This window comes from Streptomyces sp. G-G2, from assembly GCF_030063135.1.
Lineage (GTDB): Bacteria > Actinomycetota > Actinomycetes > Streptomycetales > Streptomycetaceae > Streptomyces.
On record NZ_JASISO010000003.1, the window covers coordinates 188,363 to 212,274 of the forward strand.

25 protein-coding genes are annotated in these 23,912 nt (G+C 73.2%); 10 read left to right on the forward strand and 15 right to left on the reverse strand.

The window, feature by feature from the left end; genetic code table 11:
• Positions 1–66: 66 nt before the first annotated feature.
• The 7 genes from ureG to QMF80_RS03930 all read right to left on the reverse strand — a co-directional run bounded on the left by ureG (position 67) and on the right by QMF80_RS03930 (position 6,048).
• Complete coding sequence (gene ureG / locus QMF80_RS03900) at positions 67–690, reverse strand: urease accessory protein UreG (protein ID WP_283449440.1); 624 nt, start codon at positions 688–690, stop codon at positions 67–69.
• A 46-nt stretch (positions 691–736) separates the two neighbouring features.
• Entirely contained in the window at positions 737–1,519 is a 783-nt protein-coding gene (locus QMF80_RS03905) for an urease accessory protein UreF (RefSeq protein WP_283449441.1), read from the reverse strand.
• Positions 1,516–3,240, reverse strand: a complete 1,725-nt coding sequence (gene ureC, locus QMF80_RS03910) for an urease subunit alpha (protein WP_283449442.1) — start codon at positions 3,238–3,240, stop codon at positions 1,516–1,518. Before ureC ends, QMF80_RS03905 begins: the two co-directional genes overlap by 4 nt.
• A complete protein-coding gene (locus QMF80_RS03915) occupies positions 3,240–3,746 on the reverse strand; it encodes an urease subunit beta (RefSeq protein ID WP_283449443.1) in 507 nt (168 codons plus the stop codon). Before QMF80_RS03915 ends, ureC begins: the two co-directional genes overlap by 1 nt.
• A 19-nt stretch (positions 3,747–3,765) precedes the next feature.
• On the reverse strand, positions 3,766–4,695 hold the full coding sequence (locus QMF80_RS03920) for a sirohydrochlorin chelatase (protein ID WP_283449444.1): 930 nt from the start codon (positions 4,693–4,695) through the stop codon (positions 3,766–3,768).
• A 2-nt stretch (positions 4,696–4,697) separates the two neighbouring features.
• Positions 4,698–5,003, reverse strand: a complete 306-nt coding sequence (locus QMF80_RS03925; RefSeq protein ID WP_283449445.1) for an urease subunit gamma — start codon at positions 5,001–5,003, stop codon at positions 4,698–4,700.
• Positions 5,004–5,082: 79 nt separating this feature from the next.
• Complete coding sequence (locus QMF80_RS03930; protein WP_502962758.1) at positions 5,083–6,048, reverse strand: urea transporter; 966 nt, start codon at positions 6,046–6,048, stop codon at positions 5,083–5,085.
• Between the two features lie 302 nt (positions 6,049–6,350).
• On the opposite strand from QMF80_RS03930, the gene QMF80_RS03935 reads away from it, so the two are divergent.
• From QMF80_RS03935 to QMF80_RS03965, 7 genes are all read left to right on the forward strand, one after another.
• On the forward strand, positions 6,351–7,877 hold the full coding sequence (locus tag QMF80_RS03935) for a vWA domain-containing protein (protein WP_283449446.1): 1,527 nt from the start codon (positions 6,351–6,353) through the stop codon (positions 7,875–7,877).
• Positions 7,878–8,122: 245 nt separating this feature from the next.
• Positions 8,123–9,280 carry an ABC transporter substrate-binding protein gene (locus QMF80_RS03940; protein WP_283449447.1) on the forward strand — a complete coding sequence of 386 codons (1,158 nt, stop codon included), beginning with the start codon at positions 8,123–8,125 and terminating at the stop codon, positions 9,278–9,280.
• Between the two features lie 91 nt (positions 9,281–9,371).
• The gene (locus QMF80_RS03945; RefSeq protein ID WP_283449613.1) at positions 9,372–10,283 is read left to right on the forward strand and encodes an ABC transporter permease; all 912 of its coding nucleotides are present in this window, start codon (positions 9,372–9,374) and stop codon (positions 10,281–10,283) included.
• Positions 10,271–11,122: an ABC transporter permease gene (locus QMF80_RS03950; protein ID WP_283449448.1), complete on the forward strand. Its 852-nt coding sequence runs from the start codon at positions 10,271–10,273 to the stop codon at positions 11,120–11,122. Before QMF80_RS03945 ends, QMF80_RS03950 begins: the two co-directional genes overlap by 13 nt.
• The gene (locus tag QMF80_RS03955; protein WP_283449450.1) at positions 11,122–12,243 is read left to right on the forward strand and encodes an ABC transporter ATP-binding protein; all 1,122 of its coding nucleotides are present in this window, start codon (positions 11,122–11,124) and stop codon (positions 12,241–12,243) included. The genes QMF80_RS03950 and QMF80_RS03955 overlap by 1 nt, the downstream gene beginning before the upstream one ends.
• The gene (locus QMF80_RS03960) at positions 12,240–12,881 is read left to right on the forward strand and encodes an HAD family hydrolase (protein WP_283449452.1); all 642 of its coding nucleotides are present in this window, start codon (positions 12,240–12,242) and stop codon (positions 12,879–12,881) included. The genes QMF80_RS03955 and QMF80_RS03960 overlap by 4 nt, the downstream gene beginning before the upstream one ends.
• 22 nt (positions 12,882–12,903) lie before the next feature.
• On the forward strand, positions 12,904–13,656 hold the full coding sequence (locus QMF80_RS03965) for a GntR family transcriptional regulator (RefSeq protein WP_283449453.1): 753 nt from the start codon (positions 12,904–12,906) through the stop codon (positions 13,654–13,656).
• 12 nt (positions 13,657–13,668) lie between these two features.
• On the opposite strand, the gene QMF80_RS03970 is transcribed toward QMF80_RS03965, so the two are convergent.
• The 7 genes from QMF80_RS03970 to QMF80_RS04000 form a co-directional block, all read right to left on the reverse strand.
• Positions 13,669–14,229 (reverse strand): HD domain-containing protein, encoded by a 561-nt coding sequence (locus tag QMF80_RS03970; protein ID WP_283449456.1) that lies wholly within the window; start codon positions 14,227–14,229, stop codon positions 13,669–13,671.
• A complete protein-coding gene (gene tmpA / locus QMF80_RS03975; protein WP_283449457.1) occupies positions 14,226–15,332 on the reverse strand; it encodes a 2-trimethylaminoethylphosphonate dioxygenase in 1,107 nt (368 codons plus the stop codon). The genes QMF80_RS03970 and tmpA overlap by 4 nt, the downstream gene beginning before the upstream one ends.
• 164 nt (positions 15,333–15,496) lie before the next feature.
• Positions 15,497–15,868 carry a YbjQ family protein gene (locus QMF80_RS03980; protein WP_283449459.1) on the reverse strand — a complete coding sequence of 124 codons (372 nt, stop codon included), beginning with the start codon at positions 15,866–15,868 and terminating at the stop codon, positions 15,497–15,499.
• 68 nt (positions 15,869–15,936) lie between these two features.
• The gene (locus tag QMF80_RS03985) at positions 15,937–16,302 is read right to left on the reverse strand and encodes a DUF6204 family protein (protein WP_283449461.1); all 366 of its coding nucleotides are present in this window, start codon (positions 16,300–16,302) and stop codon (positions 15,937–15,939) included.
• A gap of 63 nt (positions 16,303–16,365) precedes the next feature.
• Positions 16,366–17,103, reverse strand: a complete 738-nt coding sequence (locus QMF80_RS03990) for an SAM-dependent methyltransferase (protein WP_283449462.1) — start codon at positions 17,101–17,103, stop codon at positions 16,366–16,368.
• A gap of 40 nt (positions 17,104–17,143) precedes the next feature.
• Complete coding sequence (locus QMF80_RS03995; protein ID WP_283449464.1) at positions 17,144–18,028, reverse strand: ATP-grasp domain-containing protein; 885 nt, start codon at positions 18,026–18,028, stop codon at positions 17,144–17,146.
• Positions 18,025–18,981 (reverse strand): ATP-grasp domain-containing protein, encoded by a 957-nt coding sequence (locus QMF80_RS04000; RefSeq protein ID WP_283449465.1) that lies wholly within the window; start codon positions 18,979–18,981, stop codon positions 18,025–18,027. Before QMF80_RS04000 ends, QMF80_RS03995 begins: the two co-directional genes overlap by 4 nt.
• A gap of 305 nt (positions 18,982–19,286) precedes the next feature.
• On the opposite strand from QMF80_RS04000, the gene QMF80_RS04005 reads away from it, so the two are divergent.
• On the forward strand, positions 19,287–21,038 hold the full coding sequence (locus QMF80_RS04005; RefSeq protein ID WP_283449467.1) for a glycosyl hydrolase family 18 protein: 1,752 nt from the start codon (positions 19,287–19,289) through the stop codon (positions 21,036–21,038).
• 71 nt (positions 21,039–21,109) lie between these two features.
• Positions 21,110–21,778: a HutD/Ves family protein gene (locus QMF80_RS04010; protein WP_283449469.1), complete on the forward strand. Its 669-nt coding sequence runs from the start codon at positions 21,110–21,112 to the stop codon at positions 21,776–21,778.
• A gap of 15 nt (positions 21,779–21,793) precedes the next feature.
• Here the strand turns inward: QMF80_RS04010 and QMF80_RS04015 are convergent, their stop codons facing one another.
• Positions 21,794–23,299, reverse strand: a complete 1,506-nt coding sequence (locus QMF80_RS04015) for an MFS transporter (protein WP_283449471.1) — start codon at positions 23,297–23,299, stop codon at positions 21,794–21,796.
• 164 nt (positions 23,300–23,463) lie between these two features.
• Here QMF80_RS04015 and QMF80_RS04020 point away from each other — a divergent pair, with 164 nt between their 5' ends.
• Positions 23,464–23,907: a MarR family winged helix-turn-helix transcriptional regulator gene (locus QMF80_RS04020; protein ID WP_283449473.1), complete on the forward strand. Its 444-nt coding sequence runs from the start codon at positions 23,464–23,466 to the stop codon at positions 23,905–23,907.
• Positions 23,908–23,912 lie beyond the last annotated feature (5 nt).

Here is a 23,912-nt window from a genome sequence, read left to right on the forward strand (position 1 = left end):
GGGACGCCGGAGGAGCCGGGGACGCCTGGGACGTCGGCACGGCCGGGGGCGGGTCGGCCACCAGGCTCACGCGGGCACCCGGCGGAAGGACTCGACGAAGGTCGCGATCTCCTCCAGGCCCTGTCCGGTCAGGCAGTTGGTGAGCACCACCGGGCGGCCCTGGCGCACGTGATGGGCGTCGCGCTCCATCACGCCCAGGTCGGCGCGCACGTACTGGGCGATGTCGATCTTGTTGATGACCAGCAGGTCGGACTCGGTGATGCCCGGCCCGCGTTTGCGGGGCATCTTCTCGCCCTCGGCCGTGTCCAGCACGAACAGGAAGAGGTCCACCAGCACCGGGCTGAAGGTCAGCGTCAGGTTGTCCCCGCCCGACTCGTACAGCAGCGTGTCCACATCGGGGAACCGCTCCAGCATCTCGGCGCCCGCCGCCAGGTTCATCGTCGGGTCGTCGCGCACGGCGGTGTGCGGGCAGGCGCCGGTCTCCACGCCGACCACCCGCTCGGGATCCAGTACTCCTGCCAGGGTGCGGCGGACCTGCTGGGCGTCCTCCTGCGTGTAGATGTCGTTGGTGATCACCGCGGGGCGGCGGCCGCGCGCGATGAGCACCGGTACCAGCGCCTCGATCAGCGCGGTCTTGCCGGAGCCGACGGGACCGCCGACACCGACCCGCAGGACGTGGTCGTCTCTCATGGCCTCATTGCCTTTCCGCAGGAAGAGGGGGAACGGGGATCAGGAATCAGGTGGCGAACAGGCGCGCCTCGGCCCGCTCGTGCCGGGCCGACATCACATCGGCCAGCGGCACGCATCCGCCGAGGTCGGCGAGTTCGCGCCGCAGGGCCGACTCCGCCACCTCCTCGATGACGGGAGCGACGGCGCGGAGCACGACCTGGGCCCGGCGGTGATCGGTGAGCCGCAGCCGCAGCGCGGCCCCGGTGAAACTCGCCGAGAACGCGAACAGGTCACTGACCACGGCGGCCCGGACCGGGACCGAGGCCGCCGCGTACGCGACTCCGGCGGCCACCGCCTGCGTCCCCGGCGCGTGTTTGGCGGCGACCAGCTCCGCGTACCGCTCCAGCGCCTCGCCCCCGGGGGTCTCCCCGGCCGGATTCCGGGGGAGGCACTCGCGGGCGATGTCCAGCAGCTGGTGCCCGGTGCGGGTGGCCGCGCGGCGCAGCCCCTCGTTGAGCTTCGCGGCGTACAGCCTGCCGTCGGTCTCGGCGAGCCCCGCCCAGTCACCGGCCGACGCGGCCCGGTGGGCCAGGGCCAGCGCGGTGGCGTCGGAGGGCCCCACCGAGTGCCGGAGCAGGTCGGCCAGTAGCTCCGGGACGCCCTCGGCGGTGACCGCCCTGGCCTGGGCGTAGCCCTCCAGGCCGTGCGAGAGCGTGTAGAAGCCGCTGGGGAAGGACGAGTCGGTCAGCTGGAGACTGACCAGCAGGGCGGCGGCCCCGATGCCGTGGTCGTGACCGCCGCCCTCGTGGTCGCCCCCGCGGTCGCCGCCGGTCGTCGAGGCAGGGCTCATACCAGGTAGAACAGGTGGTTCAGGGGCAGTTCACGGGCCGGTTCGATGGTGGCCGGGACCCCGTCCAGACTGACCTTGTACGTCTCCGGGTCGACCGTGATCACGGGCATCGCGTCGTTGTGCAACATGTGCTGCTTGCCCACCGTGCGGCAGTGCCGCACCGGCAGCACCATGCTGTCCAGCCCCAGCCGCTCCGGCACCCCGAGCGCGATCGCGGCCTGTGACATGAAGGAGACCCGGGTGGCCTGCCGCGCCTTGCCGTACGCCCCGTACATCGGGCGGTAGTAGACCGGCTGCGGGGTCGGCAGCGAGGCGTTGGGGTCGCCCATCAGCGCCCAGTTGATCAGGCCGCCCTTGATGACCATCTTCGGCTTCGCGGCGAAGGAGTGGATCGGCCACAGCACGATGTCGGCGAGCTTGCCGCTCTCCAGCGAACCGATGTGGTCGGCCGTGCCGGTGGCGAGGGCCGGGTTGATGGTCATCTTGGCGAGGTAGCGCTTGACCCGGAAGTTGTCGTTGCGCTCGGTGTCCCCGGCGAGCTTGCCGCGCTGGTCCTTGCAGTGGTGCGCGGTCTGGAACGCGCGGGTCCAGGACTCGCCGATCCGGCCCATGGCCTGCGAGTCCGAGGAGAAGATCGAGATGACCCCCTCGTCGTGCAGCACGGTCTCGGCCGCGATCGTCTCGGCCCGCACGCGCGAGTCGGCGAAGGAGACGTCCTCGGGGATGTCGTGCGAGAGGTGGTGGCAGACCATCACCATGTCGAGCAGCTCGTCCACCGAGTTGACGGTGTACGGCAGCGTCGGGTTGGTGGAGGAGGGCAGTACGTTGGGCTCGCCCGCGATCCGCATGATGTCCGGGGCGTGGCCGCCGCCCGCGCCCTCGGTGTGGAAGGTGTGGATGGTGCGCCCGTCGATGGCGGAGCGGGTGTCCTCGAAGAAGCCGGACTCGTTCAGGGTGTCCGTGTGCACCGCGACCTGGACGTCGTACTCGTCGGCGACGTCGAGGGCCTTGCTCAGGGCGGCCGGGGTCGTGCCCCAGTCCTCGTGCACCTTCAGACCGCAGACCCCCGCCTCGACCTGCTCGACGAGGGCCTCGGGCAGGGAGCCGTTGCCCTTGCCCAGCAGTCCGACGTTGACCGGGAGGTCCTCGACGGCCTGGTACATCCGGCCGATGTTCCAGGGGCCGGGGGTGCAGGTGGTGCCGTTGGTGCCGTCGGAGGGGCCGGTGCCGCCGCCGATCATCGTGGTGATGCCGTTGGAGAGGCCGTGCTCGGCCTGTTGCGGCGCGATGAAGTGGATGTGGGTGTCGATCCCGCCCGCCGTGGCGATCAGGTGCTCGCCCGAGATCACCTCGGTGCCCGGGCCGATCACCAGCTTGGGGTGCACCCCGGACTGGGTGTGCGGATTGCCCGCCTTGCCCAGGCCCGCGATCAGGCCGTCCTTGACGCCGAGGTCGCCCTTGACCACACCGAGCACCGGGTCCATCACCACCACGTTGGTGATGACCAGGTCCAGGGCGCCCTGCTGGTTGGTGGCCTGCGGGTCCTGGGCCATCCCGTCACGGATCCCCTTGCCGCCGCCGTAGACGGCCTCGTCCCCGTAGTGCCCCTCGTTGTGGTCCTTCTCGACCTCGACGACCAGGTTGGTGTCCGCCAGGTGGAAGCGGTCCCCTACGGTCGGCCCGAACAGGTCGGCGTACTGCTTGCGACTCAGGACGGCCATCAGTTCTCGCCCTTCTTGTGGCTCTTGTGCTTCTTCTTGTGACCGTCGCCGTCGCCGTCGCTGCTGCTGCTGCCGCTGTCGCCACCGGGGGCGGCAGCGGGGGCGGGGGCCTCGGGCCGCTCGGGTTCCTCGATCCGGGCGCCCAGGAAGCCGAGTTCCACCGCCCGGCGCAGCGCGCGGTTGCGGGTGTCGGTGGAACCGAGACCGCCGTCGACGAGGGAGCTGAAGCCGATCAGGCGGCCGTGCCCGCTGTAGGCGGTCAGTTCCACCTCGCGGGTGTCGCCCGGCTCGAAGCGCACAGCGGTGCCCGCGGGCAGGTCCAGGTGCATGCCGTAGGCGGCGTTGCGGTCGAAGTCGAGGGCCCGGTTGGCCTCGAAGAAGTGGTAGTGCGAACCGACCTGGACGGCCCGGTCACCGGTGTTGGACACGGTGACCGTGGCTTTGCGGCGGCCTGCGTTGATCTCCACGGTGCCTTCGCCGTAGAGGTAGGTGGCGCCACCGGACATGGTGGTACGTCCCTTCAGTTCAGTGGGGGGAGTGGTCGTGGCCGTGGGGGTGGGAGTGGCCGTCGCCCGGGCCGTGCGTGTGCGCGTAGCCGTGCCCGTGCTCGGCGTCCAGCCCGGCGCCGATGCCGTCGTCACCACGGGTCAGCCGGTGCAGCGCCTGCGCGACCCGGGACCGCAGCACCTCGTCGACCGCCGCCCCGGTCAGCAGCGGCCCGGTGTCCAGGACGCCTTCCGGTACGCCGTCCAGCGGGCCGAACGCAGCCCGGACCAGGCCGACATGGCGGGCCCCGAGCCGCAGGCACCGCTCGACGCCCTCGGCGACGTCCGGGTCGCCCCCGTCGAAGGCCACCTCGACCCAGCGGTGCCGCCCGTACTGGCGCACCAGCCGGGCCACCCGGAAGAGGTCCGCGTCCTCGAAGGGCCTCGAGGCGGGCGCCGTGACGAGCACCGCCGAGGTCTCCGGCGCCGACCGCACCGCCTTGAGGGCGGCCGTACGCAGCCACGCGGTGAGGTGGTCGGCGGTGGCGAAGGGCGGCGCCAGGACCAGCCGGCCGCCGCCCGCGCTCCCCGGACCGCCGTGCCCGCCGTGGCCCCCGTGCCCGCCGCTCCCGGCGCCCTCGCCGCGGCCGAGCCAGCGCAGCGCGCGGGCGCAGTCGGCGATCAGCTTCGGGTCGCGCCCCAGGGTCATGGGGACGACGCACACCGGGTCCGGGGACCCGTCCAGCGCCGCGCCGACCGCCTCGGCCAGCGGCCGCCCGGTGCTCACCCCGCCGACGGCGGCCCCGCCCTCGTGGCCCGCGGCCAGGACGACCGTGACGGGGGGCTCCGCACCGGACCGGCCCGCGCGCGGGGTGCGTCCGGCGTGCTTGGCGTTCCCGGCGTGCTCGGCCTGCTCGGCGTGTCCGGCGTGTCGGGTGTGCCCGGTCTGCTCGGGTGCGACCGCGGCCACGCTCAGGCCCCGACGGGGTCGTGGCAGGAGACCAGCTTGGTGCCGTCCACGAAGGCGGCCTCGACCTGGAGCAGCGGGAGCATCTCCCGCACCCCGGGCAGGACGTCGCCCGCGGCGATGATCTGCTTGCCGAGTTCCATGCACTCCGCGACGGTCCTGCCGTCCCGGGCGCTTTCGAGGATGGCCTCACTGATCAGGGCGCAGGCCTCGCTGTAGTTGAGCTTGACGCCCCGGTCGCGCCGCTTGCGGGCCAGATCGGCCACGACGTAGATCCAGAGCTTGTCCATCTCACGGGGGGCGAGATTCATCGGTCACTCACTTTCGAGCGGGTTGGGGATCCGGGGGCCGGGGCGTGCCGGTCCCATCGGCGGCCGTTCCAGGGGGAGTTCAGGTACGCCGCAGCCGGGGAATGGCCGGTACCGCGGCGACGAACACCAGCGAGGTCAGGACGAACGGCCAGGTGAAGGTGTGGCCGCCGAAGGGAGCGAAGAACGCGGTCATGGCGGCCGTCAGGCCGGTCGCGGCGGCGGCGCCGAGCACGGCGTACGCGAAACTCCAGGTACCGCTGACGAGGAACACCCCGCACAGGGCCATCGCGACGAGCACGCTGTTGTAGCCCATCAGGCCCTCCGCGATGCCCTCGGTGGGCGAACCCATGCCCCAGGCCACGAAGATGGCCACCGCGCTGCCCACGCAGGCCATCGCTCCCGCGAGCCTGCTCGCGAGGGTGATCCCGGCGAGGAAGATCAGGCCGACGTACCACTGCGGCATGAAGAAGATCTGGCCGAAGTCGGCGAAGAACCCGTGCCAGAGCTGTTCCCAGGTCAGCGAGGTGGCGCCGGAGGCGGCCTCGGGCAGCCCCGCGAGGGCCGGCCCCTGGTGCCACACCCGGGAGAAGCTGGGCGCGGCGACCGTCATGACGCTCGCCATGATGCAGAACGGCATCGTGAAGGTGGGGATGTTCCAGGTGCCGAGGACGGTGGCCAGCGCCGAGGTGACGACGACGACGGTGACGCTGGCGCCGATCGCCAGCAGGACGGTCGACAGGTGTCCGGCGCCCAGGAACACGGCGAACGCGAGGGAGACCAAGGTGCCGTTGAAGCCGCGCAGTCCGGCGGAGACCAGGGACCGGTCGAGGGCGAAGGCGTAGGCGGTGGCCGTACCGACCACGCTGCCGAGGAGCCCGTAGAGCGCGAATTGCCAGCCCGCCGCGGCCAGTGCGGCGAGGAAGACGATGCCGGTGATCGCATTGGGCATGAAATCCACTTGGGCGACACCTCGTAATACTTCCTGAATAAAGCTCGCGGGCTGCGCGGGAGCTTGTCTCCGGGAATCGGTGAGGGAACCGTTCATGCGCCGACAGTAGCCGCGAATCGGGGCAATTCGATTGAGCGCGCAACGGTGTTCCGTGGCGGATCGTGGTGGATTTTCGCGCCTGCCCGTCAGGCTCGGCCGCGTACATAGGATTTCCGCTCAATCATGCGAAGGGCCGCGGGTTGTGGTCCGTTGGGCCTTCGTGCCCGAATCGAGCCCAGACCTTGATATTCCGCCTGCCGTTGTCGCTTCGAGACGCATTCGCAACGCCCCCGACTCGTCCAGGAGGCCTGCCGGGACGTCACATTCAGCAGTACCGGCTGCTACGTGAGGAGATCGGCATGCGACCTCGTGCGAAGAAGTACGGAAAGGTGATGGCCGCGTTCGCGGCGGGCGGCCTCCTGCTGACCGGCTGCACCGCGGGCGGCACCGCGGGCGGCGCCGCGGGCGGCGGCGCGGGCGGCGGCGCGCGGTACGACGGCAAGAGCCGGAGCGGCCCGGTGCACGGGGCCCCCGACGGCGGGGTGCGGCGCAGCGGCCCGCCCACCGACTACCGCTCCACCTTCGCCCTGGACGTGGACACCGCGAGCTACGGCTTCGCCCGCCGCACGATCGGCTCGGGCCGACTGCCCGACCCGAATACCGTCCGCCCGGAGGAGTTCGTCAACAGCTTCCGCCAGGACTACCGCCAGCCGGGCGGCAACGGTTTCTCCGTGGCCGTCGACGGCGCCCGCACCTCGGACGACGGCTGGTCGCTGATGCGCGTCGGGCTCACCACCAAGGCCCCCGCGACGGAGGCGGCCCGCAAGCCCGCCGCCCTCACCTTCGTCGTGGACATCTCCGGCTCCATGGCCGAGCCCGGGCGCCTGGACCTGGTCCGCAGCTCCTTGGAGCTGATGACGGACCGGCTGCGCGACGACGATTCGATCGCGGTGGTCACCTTCAGCGACCAGGCCGAGACCCGGATCCCGATGACCCGGCTCGGCGGTCGGCGCGAACGCGTCCACGAGGTCATATCGGGCCTGCTGCCCACCGATTCGACCAATGTCGAGGCCGGCGTGACCCGCGGTTACGAGGTGGCGGTCAAGGGCCTGCGCGAAGACGCCACCAACCGGGTCGTGGTCCTCTCCGACGGCCTCGCCAACTCCGGCGACACCTCGGCCGACGGGATCCTGGAACGGGTCGCCACAGCCCGCGAGGACAAGGGCATCACCCTGTTCGGCGTGGGCGTCGGCAGCGACTACGGCGACACGCTGATGGAGACCCTCGCCGACCGCGGTGACGGCCACACCACCTACGTCTCCGACCTCGACCAGGCGCGCAGGGTCTTCTGCGACGACCTGCCCGCCCAGATCGACCTGCGCGCCCGCGACGCCAAGGCGCAGGTCGCCTTCGACCCGCGGACCGTGGAGAGCTTCCGGCTGATCGGCTACGAGGACCGGCGCGTCGCCGACGACGACTTCCGCGACGACGCGGTGGACGGCGGCGAGGTGGGCCCCGGGCACAGCGTCACCGCCCTGTACGCGGTCCGTACGCGCCCCGGCGCCGCCGGACACGTGGCGACGGCCACCGTGCGCTGGCTCGACCCGGCCACCCGGGCCCCGCACGAGGAATCGGCCTCCGTGGAGGCGGCCGCGCTGACCGGCCGCGTGTGGGGCGAGGCCGACGCCCGGTTCCAGCTGACCGCCGTGGCGGCGTACTTCGCCTCTGCGCTGCGCGAGCGCGGAGGCGGCTGGGAGCCGGTGCCCGGAGCGCTCCCGCTCGACCGGCTGGCCGAGCGCGCCTCCGCGGTGGCGGCCATGACGCAGGACGCGGACGTGCGCGGGCTCGCGGACACCATTCGGCAGGCGTCGCGGCTGAGGAGCTGAGGAGCTGAGGAGCTGAGGGGCTGAGGGGCTGAGGGGCTGACGGGGGCCGGGGCAGGGAAGGGGCCCCCGGCCCGGTCCCCGCCGGGGGTGCCCGCACCCGCCGCGGACCGGGCCCGGGGCGTCTCCGGAGGCGAATGGCCGGAACTGACCGCCACTCGCTGTCCGGATGCCGCCCGCCATTCACCGGGACGACACCGGGGACTCCGGTAATGGAGTCAGTTGTCCATACAACTTGGAGCCCCCACGTGATCACCGCTCACACCCGGACCATCGCGCTCGCCGCCGGTCTCACCCTCTCCGCCCTCGCCCTCACGGCATGCGGCGCCGCCCCCGACAAGGTGGCCGCCACCAGCGCGAACGGCAAGGACATCGCCACCGCCGCCACGGTCACCGACCTCGGCGGCATGGACGCGCTGGTCGCCGCCGCGAAGAAGGAGGGCACGCTCAACGCCATCGCCCTCCCGCGCGACTGGGCCAACTACGGCTCCCTGATCGACGGCTTCACCCAGAAGTACGGGATCCAGGTCAAGGTCGAGAACCCGGACGGTTCCAGCCAGGACGAGATCAACGCGGTGAAGTCCCGCAAGGGCCAGGACCGCGCCCCGGACGTCCTCGACCTGGGCGCCGCCTTCGCCCAGTCCGCCGCCGCGGAGGGCATCCTCGCGCCCTACAAGGTCGCCGCCTTCGACAAGATCCCCGAGACCCAGCGCGACCCGCGGGCGCGCTGGGCCAACGACTACGGCGGCTACGTCTCCATCGGCTGCGACGCCAAGCGCGTCAAGGTCTGCCCCGAGACCTTCGCGGACCTCCTCAAGCCCGAGTACAAGGGCCAGGTCGCCCTCAACGGCAACCCCACCAAGTCCGGTTCCGCCTTCGCGGGGGTCTACGCGGCATCCCTCGCCAGCGGCGGTTCGTTCGACGACATCCAGCCCGGCCTCGACTTCTTCGGCAAGCTCAAGAAGAGCGGCAACTACAATCCCGTCGAGTCCACCCCGGCCACCGTCGAGAAGGGCGAGACGCCCATCAGCATCGACTGGGACTACCTGAACGCCGGGTACGCCGAGCAGTTCAAGCCCAAGGGCATCGACTGGAAGGTCGCCGTCCCCGCCGACGGCACGTTCGCCCAGTACTACTCCCAGGCCATCAACAAGGACGCCCCGCACCCCGCGGCCGCCCGCCTGTGGCAGGAGTACCTCTACAGCGTCGAGGGCCAGAACCTGTGGCTCAAGGGACACGCCCGGCCCGTCCTGATGCCCGCCATGCAGGCCGACGGCACCCTCGACAAGGCCGCGGCCGCCGCCCTGCCCGCGGTCACCGGCACCCCGAAGTTCCCGACCCAGGAACAGACCGCCAAGGCCAAGGAAACCCTGGCCGGCGGCTGGGCCAAGGCGATCTCCGGCTGACGCGCCGATGACCCCCCACGCACAGACCGCCCCCGCGCCCGGCTCGGTGCCCGGCGCGGCGGCGGCCCCCGCCCCGGCCCCCGCGCGGGCCCTGCCCGCGTCCCGCTCCGCGGCCGGGTCGGCTCCCGCTCCCGGCCCCGCGCGCCGGACCGGGTGGGCCCGCCGCCGCCCGGGCGCCTGGCTCGCCGCCCTCCCGCTGCTGCTCCTGGTCGCCGTCGCCTTCGGGCTCCCGTCCCTGGCCATGGCCTTCGGCGCCTTCACCGTCGAGGACCCGGTCGCCGGTACCTCCTCGTACGGCGCGGACAACCTCGCCCGCTCGGTCGACGGCGCCTACCGCACCGCCCTCCTCGGCAGCGTGAAACTGTCCGCGCTCACGGCCGCCGCGGGCGCCCTGCTCGGGCTGCTCGTCGCCCAGGCCGTCGTCAGCTCCCGCAGCCGCGCGCTGCGCGAAGCCGTACTGACCGCCTCCGGGGTGCTCGCCAACTTCGGCGGCGTCCCGCTGGCCTTCGCCTTCGTCGCCACCCTCGGCAACGCGGGCGTCCTCACCACCGGCCTCGGCCTCGACGCCCACGGCTGGTCCCTGTACGGCTTCTGGGGCCTGTCCCTGACCTACCTCTACTTCCTGGTCCCCCTCATGGTGCTCACCGTGGCCCCCGCCCTGGACGGGCTGCGCCCCCAGTGGCGCGAGGCCGCCCAGGACTGCGGCGCCTCCACCTGGCGCTACTGGCGGCACATCGGGATCCCCGTACTGCTGCCCACCCTGCTCGCCGGGTTCGTCCTGCTCTTCGGCAGCGCCTTCGCCGCCTACGCCACCGCCGCCGCGATGGTCGGCAGCTCCGTCCCCCTGGTCACCATGCAGATCGCCGACGCCCTCTCCGGGAACGTACTGATCGGCCAGGAGAACGTGGCGCTCGCGCTCAGCCTGGACATGGTGCTGGTCGCCGCCCTGGTGATGGCCGTCCACCTGCCCCTCCAGCGAAGGAGCACCCGATGGCTCGCCTGATCCCGGCGGGCGCCCGCCCCGGCCGCTCGATCGTCCTGCTGCTGGCCGCGACGTACTTCCTCGTCCCGCTGCTGGCCTCCGCCGTCTTCACCCTCGACATCCCGGGCCACGGCTGGACCCTCTCCGCCTACACGAAGATCGTGCACGCCGAGGGCTTCCTCGCCAGCCTGACCCTCTCCATCGGCCTGGCCGCCGCGACCGTGGCCCTGGTGCTGCTGGTCACGGTCCCGGCCGCCGTCGCCGTACGGCTCGGCGCGCCCCGGCTGCGCTCGGTGCTGGAGGTCGTGTGCACGCTGCCCCTGGTGGTGCCGCCGGTCGCGCTGACCGCCGGGATCACCACGGTGCTGCGCTGGGGCCCCGAGCAACTCGCCGCGACCCCGCTCTACCAGACCTTCGTGGCCGTCCAGAACCCCGCCTTCCCCCTGATCCTGGTCCTCGCCTACGCGGTGATGGCCCTGCCGTTCGTCTACCGGGCCCTCGACGCCGGGCTGCGCGCGGTCGACGTACGAACCCTGGTCGAAGCCGCCCGGGACCTCGGCGCGTCCTGGCCCCGGGCCCTGGTCCTGGCCGTACTGCCCAATCTGCGCGGCGCCCTGCTCAACGCCTCCTTCCTGGCGCTGGCCCTGGTCCTGGGAGAGTTCACCGTCGCCCAGCTGCTGGGCTTCGAACCGTTCACCGTATGGGTCGTGCGGGCCTCCGGCTCCGACGCCCGGCTGTCCGTCGCCGTCTCCCTGCTGAGCCTGCTCCTCACCTGGGCCCTGCTGCTCGCCCTGACGGTGGCGGGACGCAAGCGCCACCACCGCACCCCCCGCACGAAGGCCGTAGGAGTCACCCCCTGATGAACGCGATCAACGCGAGCGACACGTCGGCCGGCACGGTCGCCACAGCCGGCCACCGTGCCGGAGCCTCCCTGGAACTGCGCGGCCTGCGCCGCGAGTTCGGCACCGCCGTGGCCCTCGACGGCCTCGACCTGGACGTCGCCCCGGGCGAACTCCTCGCCCTGCTCGGCCCGTCCGGCTGCGGCAAGACCACTGCCCTGCGCGTCCTCGCCGGATTCGAACGGCCCGACGCCGGACAGGTCCTGCTCGACGGCAAGGACATCGTCCCCGTCCCGGCCAACCGCCGCGACACCGCCATGGTCTTCCAGTCGTACAGCCTCTTCCCGCACCTGAACGCCCGCGACAACGTCGGCTTCGGGCTGCGCATGCGCGGAACCGGCGTCGCCGAACGGCGCGCCCGCGCCGCGGAACTCCTCGAACTGGTCGGCCTGCCCGGCCACGGCGACCGCTACCCCCACCAGCTCTCCGGCGGCCAGCAGCAGCGCGTCGCCCTCGCCCGCGCGCTCGCCCTGCGGCCCCGGCTGCTGCTCCTCGACGAACCGCTGTCCGCCCTCGACGCCCAGGTCCGCGTGACCCTCCGGGAGGAGATCCGGCGGCTCCAACTGGAGCTGGGGATCACCACCGTGTTCGTCACCCACGACCAGGAAGAGGCGCTCTCGATGGCCGACCGCGTCGCCGTGATGCGCGGGGGGCGCCTCGAACAGTGCGCCACCCCCACCGAGCTGTACGCCCGCCCCGCCACCGCCTTCGTCGCCGGGTTCATCGGCGCGATGAACCGGATCCCCGGGCAGGCCGCCGCCGACGGCACCGTGGAGGTGCTGGGCGTCCGGCTCCCCGTCGACGGCCCGGCGCCCGCACCCGGCCCGGTCGAGGCGCTGCTGCGCCCCGAGAGCCTGGAGGTCACCGCCCAGGGCGACGGCCCCGGCAGGGTCCTCGGCAGCGCCTTCCACGGCCCGACCGTCCGGGTCCGGATCGCCCTGACCGACGCCCGAGGCGAGGTCACCGACGTCAAGGCGGACGTCCCCACGCACGCGGCGGGCGCCCTGGTGCCGGGCGCGCGGGTCGCCGTACGCCCCCAGCCGCGCCCCGTGCTGCTCGCCGTGCCGGACGGCTCCGCATGAGCCTGCAAGCGGTCCTCTTCGACATGGACGGCACCCTCGTCGACACCGAGGGCGTATGGCTGGACGTGGTCGAGGCCGCCGCCGTACGCCGGGGACGCGCCCTGGACCCCGTACGCCGGACCGCGGTGACCGGGCGCTCCGTCGAGGACACCGCCGCGCTGCTGGCCCGGTACCTGGACGCCGTCGAACCGGAACTCGCCGCCGAACTGGGCGCCGGGTTCGCCGGGCGGCTCGCGGCCGGGGCCGATCCGCGCCCCGGCGCGCTGCGGCTGCTGGCCGCGCTGCGCGCCGAGTCCGTACCGACCGCGCTGGTGTCCGCCTCGCCGCGGGCCGTGGTCGAGCGAGTGGCGGGGACCCTGGACGGGCACCGGTTCGACGCGCTGTTCGGCGCGGAGGACACCGTACGGACCAAGCCCGCCCCCGATCCGTACCTGGCCGCCGCGCACGCGCTCGGCGCGGTACCGGAGCGCTGCGTCGCCGTCGAGGACAGCGCCACCGGCGTGGCCTCCGCGCTCGCCGCGGGCTGCCGGGTGCTCGGCGTGCCCTCGACCGAACCGCTGCTGCCCGCACCGGGGTTGACCCTCCTCGGATCGCTCGCCGACGCCGATCCCGCCCTGCTGCGAGCGCTGTGCGCGTGAACGGGCATGGCAAGCTGGGGCCGTGAACGAGGCACCCGGCAGGACCCCGCTGTACCGAAGCGTCGCCGCCGACCTGCGGACCGCCATCACGGCGGGCGAGTACGGCTCCGGGGCCAGGCTGCCCGCGGAGGACGAACTCGCCCGCCGTCACGGCGTGTCCAGGGGTACGGTCCGCCAGGCGCTCGCCGCGCTGCGCGCCGACGGCCTGATCACCTCCCGCCGGGGCACCCGCCGGGTGGTCCTGGCCGCCCCGGGCCGCGAGGGCTCCGCCGAACTGCGCAGCTTCACCCGGTGGGCACGCTCGCTGGGCCAGAAGCCGGGCGGACGGACGGTGGCGGTGGAGCGGGTCGCGGCCGACGCCGAAGAGGCCGAACACCTGCGGACCGCCCCCGGGGCCGCGGTCTACCGGGTGCGGCGGCTGCGGACGCTGTCCGGGGCCCCGGTGATGGTGGAACGTACGACGTACCCGGAGGCGGTCGGCGCGCTGGTCGCGGCCATGCCGCCGGACACCGTCTCGTACTCCGACGAACTCGCCCTGCACGGCGTGCTGTTCATGGACGCCCACCACACCATCGACCTCGTGCCCGCGGACGCGCACGACGCGCTGCTGCTGGGCTGCCGGGCCGGGGAGGCGCTGCTGCGGGAGCGGCGGCGCTCCACCGACCCGGCGGGGGCGCCGGTGGAGTGGTCGCAGGACCGGTACCTGCCGGGGACGGTGTCCTTCACGGTGCACACGACGGCGGCCAGCGCGCTGGGCCGCCGTCTCGGTCCCTGACCGGCCGACGCGTCAGGGCGTCCGGCGTTCCAGCAGCAGGGATGCCAGCAGCGGCCGGAAGTGGTCGAAGTCCGGGGTCGCCAGGCCGGGATCCTTGGCCTGCTCGGCCCAGCGCCGGACGGCGACGGCGTCGGCCGCGCCGGGCAACTCAGCGAAGGCGCGGGCCTGTTCGACCATCATCGGGCCGCCCTGGACCCGCAGGGTGTGCACCGAGGCCTCGGAGAGCGGGGCGAAGTAGCCCGGCTCGACGGCGCACAGGTAGCGCTTGGCCGCCACGTGCGGCCGGACCGGTTCGGCGACCTCCGGCCCGAACCACCGGGCCAGCCGGTCGGCGCCCGTGTGGCTGTGCCGGTTGTCCTGGTGCCCCTCCATCAGATCGCGTCCGGTGACGGTCCCGTGGAAGTGCCCGATGTCGTGCAGCAGGGCCGCCGCGACCAGCGGCGCGGGCGCCCCGGCGGCCTCGGCCAGCGCGCCCGCCTGGAGCATGTGCCCGGCCTGGGTGACGGCCTCGCCGAGGTACTCGGCGCCGCCCTCGCCCGCGAAGAGCGCGGCCAGTTCGTCGACGGGGTTCACCGGGCACCTCCGGAGCGGCGCAGCACGGCGAGGGTGGAGGCGAGGCCGTCGAGGTCGGCGTAGGTCCCCTGGAGGTGACGCGCACCGGATTCGGCGAAGGCCGTACGGGCGTGCAGCAGACGGGTGTTGTCGAAGACGAGGCAGTCGCCGGGGGCCAGCCGGAACTCCAGCTGCAGCTCGGGGCGCAGCGGGACCGCGCCGAAGCTCCGGTAGGCGCGGTAGAACGCTTCCAGCACCTCGGCCGGGTGGTGCAGGGTCGCGGTCGAGCGGTTGTTGAAGCGGACCTCGCGGATGCGGCCGAGGCCGTCGGCTCCGATCAGCGGCCGGTGGGCCCGCAGTTCGGTGCGCGCGTCGGCGAAGGCGAACTCGACGGGGAACCGGGTCAGGACCCGGAAGGCCTCCGGGTCCTCGGACCGCAGCAGCGCGGCGCCGTGGAACCCGTCGACGAGCCCGGAGTCCCCGCCCCGCGCCTCGTTGGCGAGGCAGTGCAGCAGCTGGAGCGTGGGCACCGGATCGCGGTAGGGGTTGTCGGTGTGCGGGGTGATCCGGGCTCCGGTGAAGGCCAGGTTGTTGGGGTCGGCCTCGACCCGGACCTCGAACAGCTCGCCGTAGTTCGTCTCCCTGACGAAGCCGAACGTCCGCGCCACGGCCAGGACCTGCCGGTCCCGGCACGGCACCTCGCGCAGCAGTACGAAGCCGAGCCGCTGGACGCTCTCCAGCGCCCCGGCCCGTACCTCGTCCGTGGAGCCGTACGCCGCCCAGCGGGCCTCGGGCAGCCGCCCGAGCAGGTCGGCGGCGGACCACAGTTCCTTGTCGGCCTCGGTCCGCCCGTCGCCGGGGTGGCCGGCCCCGGAGGCGGGGGAGTGCGCGTCGAGCCAGGCCAGGGGGTAGCACGAACGGTGTCCGTCCGGCGCCCAGACGATCTCGCGGGCGGCCTCGCCCCGGGAGGTGCGGGCCTCGTGCGCGGAGCCGATGGCCAGGTCGGCGGGCAGGTCGGTGATCTGGAAGAGCTTCTGGCCGTTGCGCGGATCACGGCACTCGGTACAGGGGCAGTTGTCGCGCAGCCACAGCGCGGGAGGGTGGGGGATCGTCGTTGCCGTCATCGCGGCTCCCGTCGTCGCGTTCTCCCCAAGTTGTATATACAACCTCGGCTCCCGGGCAGCGTGGCAGTCGTGAATGACGGCAAGGTGGCGACGGGATGGACGACGGGACGGGCGAGGGAGGGGACGTACGAGGAGGGAGGAGGGAGGAGGGAGGGCCGGTCCGGTTACTGCGGCTGCGGGGCGATGACCACGGCCGTCCCGTAGGCACACACCTCGGTCCCCACATCGGCCGCGTCGGTCACGTCGAATCGCATCATCAGCACCGCGTTCGCGCCGCGGGCCTGCGCCTGCTCGATCAGCCGGTCCATGGCCTGGTTGCGCGTCTGCACCAGGGTCTTGGTCAGGCCCTTCAGCTCGCCGCCGATCATCGACTTCAGGCCCGCGCCGATCTGGCTGCCCAGGTGCCGCGAGCGCACGGTGAGGCCGAAGACCTCTCCGATCACCTTCTGTACGTGGTAGCCGGGGACGTCGTTCGTCGTGACGACGAGGACCGGGGACTGCGCCCCGGTCCCGCCGCCGTAGTCATCGATACCCATGCGGGTCACTGTGGTCCCGCAGGGCCCCGTCCGCATCCGGAGAGCGGCCGCCCGGGCGGCGCGTACGGTCAGTCGCGCGGCAGGGCCGCCGCCGCCGCGCGCCGCTGGCGCTTGGCGAGCGGGGCCAGGGAGAGGTCCTGCGACTGGGACGTGATCCGCTTGAAGCCGTACCCGCGCTCCTCCAGCCAGGCCTCGGCGGCCAGCTCGGCGCGCGCGCCCGCGTCCAGGATGTCCTCCTCCGTCTCGCCCGATTCCAGGAAGCGGAAGGTGAAGAACGGCCGGGCCGCGATGTCGTAGGTGAGGCTGCCCGCGGTGGTGAACTCCCCCCGCAGCATGTCGTGCTCCGGGGCTCGGGCGAGCAGCTCGGCGTGCTGCTCCGGGGTCAGGCCGTCGAAGGAGCCACGAACGGTGATGCGGAAGGTGCGGGTACTCATCCCGCGACTGTAAGCCGGCCCCCCGGGCGGCCGCACCACCTTTTCACCCGGCCGTCCGGCTTTTCACCCGGCGGTCCGGCGCAGCACCAGGGAGAGGAACCCGAAGCAGTCCCGGTAGCCGCGCAGCCACTCGCCGCGGCGTTCGGCGGCCGTCTCCAGGGCCCGGGCGCTGTCCGGGTCGTCGGGGTGGTCCAGCGCCCACGCGGCCAGGGCTCCCCAGCACGCCCACTCGTAGCCGTCCAGTTCCCGTCGGGTACTGACGTGTCCGTGCACCGGGGTCCAGCCCGCCGCCGTGACCAGGTCCAGGGTGTCCGCCAGACCGGCGAAGTCGCCCAGCACGGCGACGGCCTCCGGCGACGGCTCCCGGTCCCAGAAGCCGTCGCCGATCAGCACCCGGCCGCCCGGGGCGAGGTGGGCCGCGGCGGCGTCGAGCGTCGGCAGCAGCCCGCCGAAGGCGTGGGCGGACCCCACGCTCAGCACCAGGTCGAAGGAGTGCGGGGCGGTGAACGCCGCGGCCTCCCGCTGGTGCAGCACGAGGCGGTCCTGGACGCCCCGGGCGCGGGCCGCCGCGGAGGCCTGCTCCAGGGCCTCCCCGGACACGTCGACGCCCTCCGCGCGGACCCCGGGGTGGGCCGACAGGGCGCGCAGCAGCCACTCCGCGGGGCCGCAGCCGAGATCGAGCACCCGCTCCCGGCCGAGCGGGAGGCCGTGCTCCAGCAGCGCGCGTACCGCTTCGTCGTCCAGCGGTGCCTTGACCGGGTGGTGGGCATGGGCGACACGGGAGATCTTTTCGCGATTCATGGCCGCACCCTCACATCCGGGCCGGCCGGGCGCATCCGGTTTACCGGGCGGCGGCGGCCGGGTGAGCGGCGGTGGCTCCGGCTTCGGCGGTGGCCCGGTGCACGAGACGGGGGCCGGCCGCGCGGCGCAGGGCCAGGGCCGCCAGCGCCTCGGGGGCCCCGGCCTGGCCCCGGATGCCGGGGAAGGCGTTGATGTCCACGATCAGCGGATCCCCGCCGCGCACCTCGCTGCCCTCGCGCTCCCCGGCGGCGATGATGTCTACGCCGTAGACGTCGAGGCCGAAGACCTCGCCGACCCCGCGGACCAGATCGGCCCAGCCCGGCGGCAGGTCGGCGAGCGCGAGCGGCAGGTTCGGCCCGCGGCCCCCGGGGGACAGCTCGGACCGGCGCAGCGCCGCGAAGACCTGGTCCCCGATCGCCCACAGTTTGTGGTCCCAGCCGCTGTTGGGCGCGAACTCCTGGACCACGACCGGCTCCCCGGGCCACTCGGCGGCCAGCGCCCGCAGCCGCGCGTCGTCATCGACCCGGGCGACCAGATCGCCCCGGCGGCTGTGCCTGCTCTTGATCACGACCGGCCCGGGCAGGGGCGCGCCCGCGGCCAGTTCGGCGAGCGAGCCGTGGAGATGGGTGGGGGCGAACGGCAGACCGGCGCCGAGCGCGAGCGTCGCCATCGCCGTACGGTCCTGGCACAGCGCGGTGGCGGACGCGGAGTTGACCACGGGGGCCCCGAGCCGCTCCGCCTCCCGGGCGAGGGCCAGGGCCGGCGGCGTACGGGACTTGAGCAGGTACACGTCGGCGGGCGGACCCGGCAGCTCCGTCAGGGACCGCGGGTCGAGCGCCTCCACCCGGTGTCCGGGCGTGAGCAGGCCGGTGGCCCCGGCCAGCAGCGGGTGTCCGGGCTCCGGGGTGATCAGCCCGATCCTCATATGGTCTCGCCGCCCACGGCCCGGGCCGAAGCGGCGGCGGCCGTCGCCACGGTCACCTGCGCCGGGATGGCGACGGTCCGCACGCACCCGACGGCCGCTCCCGCCGTGGCCGTGGTGCCCGCTGTGCCCGCTGAAACGGACGCTCCCGCTCCGGCGAGGTCCAGCACCGCCCGGGCCACCCGCGCCGCGGCTTCGGGGACCTGGCGGAAGCTGGGGAAGTCGTTCACGTCGACCACCACCGGCCCGTCCGGCCCGAGGATCACGTCGACCCCGTACAGGTCGAGCCCGTACACCGCGCCCACCCGTACGGCGATCGCGGCCACTTCGGCGGACAGCGGTACGCGCCGCTCCCGTACCGAGTGGTCCGGGTGCAGCGGCGAGCGGCGCTCGGTGGCGTACAGCTCCCCGCGGACGCTGTACACCTTGATGTCGGTGCCCCCGTTGGGAACGTACGGCTGGGCGATCAGCATGCCCTCACCGGCCAGTTCCGGAAGCAGTGCGACCAGCCGCTCCGGCGAGGACACCAGGTGCACGCCCCGCCCGGAGCTGCCGTCGGCGGGCTTGACCACCAGCGGGTACTCCGAGTCCGCCAGCTCCAGCAGCAGTTCCGGCCGGGCCACCGCGTACGTCGCGGGCAGCGGCAGCCCGCGGCTGCTGCCGAGGGCGGCGGCGAGCGCCTTGTCCCGGACGCCCCGGATCGAGCGGGCGTCGTTGACCGTGGTCATCCCGGCTCCCGCCGCGGCTTCGAGCAGGGTGAGCCCGGGGCCGCCGGAGACGGTTTTGAGCACCCAGGCGTCGTGGGTGCCCGCGCGTACCGCCTCGGTCATGCGCAGGAGGGAACCGCCGGGACGCAGCACGTCCACGTGGTGGCCCCACGCGGTCAGCTGCCCGATCACCTCGTTCGGCATGCCGTCATGGCGGTACTGCTCCTCCACCAGAAAGCAGAGCCTCATCGACCTTCCCTGTCTGCTCCGGACATCGACCGGTCCGGCCCGGCGAGTTGTGACGTCATAGGATGTCATGAACCGCCACGAGCCCGGCATCGGTGCCATGTTCCGCGCTCGATGCCCGGAGGGAGCCTGTCCGGGTACCGGCTCACGCGTCCCGGTTCGCCCGGCAAAGTGGTCTGGCGGCGGGTGAGTTGGCCCGATCGGCAAACCCTTGGGAATGAAGTGGTCTGGACCCTTGACCCCGTGATGGTCCAGACCAATCATGGGGCGTCCCCCACTCGCTCGCTCACGCCCCACCGGGAGCAACGATGAGACGCCCCAGGCCCCTCCACGCCTTACTGGCCGCCCTCTGCACGGTCACCGCCTCCGCCGGACTCGTCCTCGGGGCCGAGGCCGCCGCGCACGCCGCCGCGACCCCGCTGCCCGCGCACGTCTTCGCGCCGTACTTCGAGGCGTACTCCAACGACAGCCCCGCCGACCTCGCGCAGAAGTCCGGCGCCAAGTACCTGACCATGGCCTTCGTGCAGACCGAGGCCAAGGGCTCCTGTACCCCGTACTGGAACGGATCGACCTCCCAGCCGGTCTCCGCCTCCGTCTTCGGCGCCGACTTCGCCACCATCCGCTCGCGCGGCGGCGACGTCATCCCGTCCTTCGGCGGGTACGCGGCCGACAACGGCGGCACCGAGATCGCCGACAGCTGCACCAATGTGGACTCGATCGCCGCCGCCTACGAGAAGGTCATCACGACCTACGACATGGCGCGCCTGGACATGGACATCGAGGACAACTCGCTGACCAACAAGGCGGGCATCGACCGCCGTAACCAGGCCATCAAGAAGGTCCAGGACTGGGCCGCGGCGAGCGGTCGCCCCCTGCAGATCTCCTACACCCTGCCCACCACCACGAGCGGCCTCGCGAGCAGCGGCCTCGCCGTCCTCAAGAGCGCGAAGACCGCGGGCGCGCAGGTCGACGTCGTGAACCTGATGACCTTCGACTACTACGACAACGCCAGTCACAACATGGCGGCCGACACCCAGACCGCCGCCACCGGTCTCTACAACCAGCTCGCCGCCCTTTACCCGACGAAGACCCCCGCCCAGCTCTGGGGCACCATCGGCGTCACCGAGATGCCCGGCATCGACGACTTCGGGGCCGCCGAGACCTTCACCACCGCCGACGCCACCGCGGTCTACAACTGGGCCGTCGGCAAGGGCGTCAACACCCTCTCCTTCTGGGCCCTCCAGCGCGACAACGGCGGCTGCCCCGGCACCGGCGGCTCCGACACCTGCTCGGGCATCGCCCAGGACCCCTGGTACTTCACCCACACCTTCGCGCCCTTCACCGGCGGCGGCGGCCCCGTCGCCGACGACTTCTCCCTCGCCGTCGCCCCCGGCTCGGCCTCGGTCGCCCCGGGCGGCGCCGCCACGGCCACGGTGAGTACGGCCGTCACCTCGGGCAGCGCGAAGACCCTGGCCCTGACCGCGACCGGAGCGCCGGCCGGGGTGAGTGCCACCCTGAGCCCCGGCTCGGTCACGGCGGGCGGTTCGGCGCAGCTCACCGTCACCGCGGCGGCCTCGGCCGCGCCGGGCACGTACCCCCTCACAGTCACCGGGACGGCCGGGCAGCTCACCCACTCCACCACCTTCACCCTCACGGTCTCCGGCCCGGGCGGCGGCAGTGGAGCGCTCGTCAACGGCGGCTTCGAGAGCGGCGCTCTCGCGCCGTGGAGCTGCGAGAGCGGGGGTGCGGTGGTCTCGACCCCGGCCCACGGGGGCTCGTACGCCCTGAAGACCGCGCCCACCTCCGGGCAGACCGGCGAGTGCGCGCAGACCCTGACGCTCACGCCGAACACCACGTACACGCTGAGCGGGTGGGTCCAGGGGAGCTATGCCTACCTGGGCGTGCGCGGCGGCGCCACGGCCAGCGCGTGGACCAGCTCCGCGGCCTGGGCCAAGCTGTCGGTCCCCTTCACCACGGGGGCCTCCGGCACGGTCACGGTGTACCTGCACGGCTGGTACGGCCAGGGATCCGTCTACGGCGACGACCTCTCGGTCGGCTAGCCGGTCCGGCGGACCCGGCCCCGCCGCGCGCGGTGAGCGCGGCGGGGCGGCCGTCGGGGCATCCTGATCACATGACGAGCGAGCGTGAGGTACGGGTCCTGCGGGCCGCCGACCGGACGGCCGAGGCCTGGAAGAACGGCGGGGGAGTGACCCGGCAGATCGCGGCCCGGCCCGAGGGCCCGGACGCGGCCGGTTTCGCCTGGCGGGTCAGCCTCGCGGAGGTGGCCGCCGACGGCCCCTTCTCGGCCTTCCCGGGGGTCGACCGCACGCTCACCCTGGCCGAGGGCGCCGGAATGGACCTCACGGTGGACGGCGTACGGCGTCTGGTGGACGAGCGCTACGTGCCGCAGCGGTTCGCCGGGGACGTGCCGACCGGCTGCCGCCTGATCGCCGGGCCCGTCGTGAACTTCAACGTCATGTACCGCAGGGACGCCGTCCGGGCGGAGGTGTCCGTCGTACGGGGCGACCTCGCCCTCACGGTTCCGCCGGGCGCCGGCGCCCTGCTCGTGGTCGCCCTGGCCGGGCCGGTGCTCCTGGACGGGCCCGGTCTGGCGGAGGGGCCCGGGCTGTCGGGGGAGCCCTGCCTGTCGGGGGAAGCCTGCGTACCGGGGGACCCTCCGGGCGGCCCCGTCCGGCTGGGAACGTACGACGCCCTGCTCGCCACGGGGGGCGAGCAGGGCGTCCTCCACCTGGGCGCGGAAGGCCGCGCGGCGGTGGTCCGGTTCACACCGGGCGGGTGATGCGGGTGCTGCGGGTCAGACGACGTCGGCGCCCTGGGGCGTCTTCGCGGGCACGCTCTGCGGTCGCGGCGCGCTCGCCTCGACCACGCGCGGACCGGTCTTGCCGCGCAGACCGAGCCAGCTGATCATCGCGACCAGGGCGAAGGCGACGGCGCCGATGCCGAAGGTCAGGGTGAATCCCGATTCGGCGGGCAGCGGGGGAACTCCGGCGGGCAGGTGCTCGATCGTCTTGGACGCCAGGATCGTGGTGACGATCGCGCTGCCGATCGCGCTGCCGGTGGAGCGGGAGATGGAGTTGATGCCGTTGGCGATGCCGCTCTGGTGGTGCGGGACGCTCGCCATGATGACGGCGGGCATGGCCGCGTAACCGAAGCTGACGGCCGCGCCGACGACGACGCCCGCGCCGATCACCGAGAAGGTGTGCTCGTGGTCGAGCGCCAGCCAGCCGAAGCCCACGGCGCCGAGTCCGGCGGCCACGGCGAGCGCGATCCGCGGCCCGCGGTGACGCACCAGCTGACCGCCGACGGGGGAGGCCAGCAGCGAGACGATCGCACCGGGCAGCAGGAACTGGACCGAGGCGCGCAGGATCGAGGCGTCGAAGCCGTAGCCGGTGAGGGCCTTGGGCATCTGCACGAGGTAGGAGACGCCCAGGAAGTTCGCGAACATCCCGAAGCCGACGAGGATGCCCGCGAGGTTCGCCATCAGCACCGGCCGGTGCACGAACATCCGCATGTCGACCAGTGGCTCGCGGACCTTCAGTTCGGTGAAGACCCATACGCCGCCCATGACCACGGCGCCCGCGAAGCTGCCCAGGGTGCGGCCCGAGGACCAGCCCCACTCGTGGCCCTGCGAGATCGGCAGCAGGAGCAGCAGCAGGGCGATGCCGAGGGTCAGCGCGCCCAGGATGTCCGTGCGGCCGCCGGTCTTGTGGCGGGTGGCCGGGACCAGGAAGGCGACCGCGAGGAGGGCGAGGACGGCGAAGCCGGTCGCCATCCAGAACGCGTTGCGGTAGTCGGCGTCGGGGCCGGAGGTGAGCAGGCCGGTCGCCACGAGCGCCAGCCCGCTGCCGAACGCGAGGGTGCCGCTGACCAGGGCCATCGCCCCGGGAAGCTTCTCCGGGCGGACCTCCTCGCGCAGCACCGACAGGGCCAGCGGGAAGATCGCGGTGGCCGCTCCCTGGAGCACCCGGCCCAGGATCAGCAGCGGCAGCGAGGTGGCCAGCGCGGCGACGACGGAACCGACGACCATCACACCGAGGACGGCGATCAGGGTCGGCTTCTTGCCGTGCTGGTCGCCGAAGCGGCCGAGCAGCGGGGTGAAGACCGCCGCGGACAGCAGGGTGGCGGTGGTCACCCAGCTCACGTTGGCGGTGGTCGTGCCGAGGTCGGTCCGGATCAGACCCAGGATCGGGACGGGCAGGGTCTGCATCATCGACACGACCATGGCGGCGAGGCTCAGGGCGAAGACGATGACCGTCTCGTTCCTGTGCCCGGCGGCGGGGGCGGATGCGGGGGTGCTCATGGCTGAGGGGACCTTCTCATGGCTTCAGGTTGCTGCGGGGTGCTTCAGAGCGCGGATGCTTGAGTGCATCAAGCAGTTGGTTCAGGGGGTGACGGTAGACCTGGATAGTTAAGGACGTCAAGTAAATGATTGATGACCTCAAGCACCATGGGTACACTCCCGGCATGAGCGCCACCGCCCCGCACCCGACCGCCAAGCTCCAGCTGCTGGAACTCCTCGCCGCGATCGCCACCGCCCAATGGCGGGACTTCGCGGCCGCGGCCTCCCATCACGGGCTCACCTCCACCCAGGCCAAGGCCCTCGCACAGCTGGACACCCCGGTCCCGATGCGGGGGCTTGCCACGCTGCTGGTGTGTGACGCGTCGAACGTGACCGGGATCGTCGACCGGCTGGAGGCCCGCGCGCTGGTCCGGCGCGAGGCGGACCCGGCCGACCGCCGGGTCAAGAACGTGGTGGCCACCGAAGCCGGCCGGGAGATCATCCGGCGGGTGCGCGAGGAGATGCAGGCCACGCACGGCGCCCTCGACACCCTGGACGAGGACGAGAGCGCGACGCTCTACGCGCTGCTGGAGCGGCTGCGCCCGACGATGGAGAGCAAGGGGCTCTGAGCGGC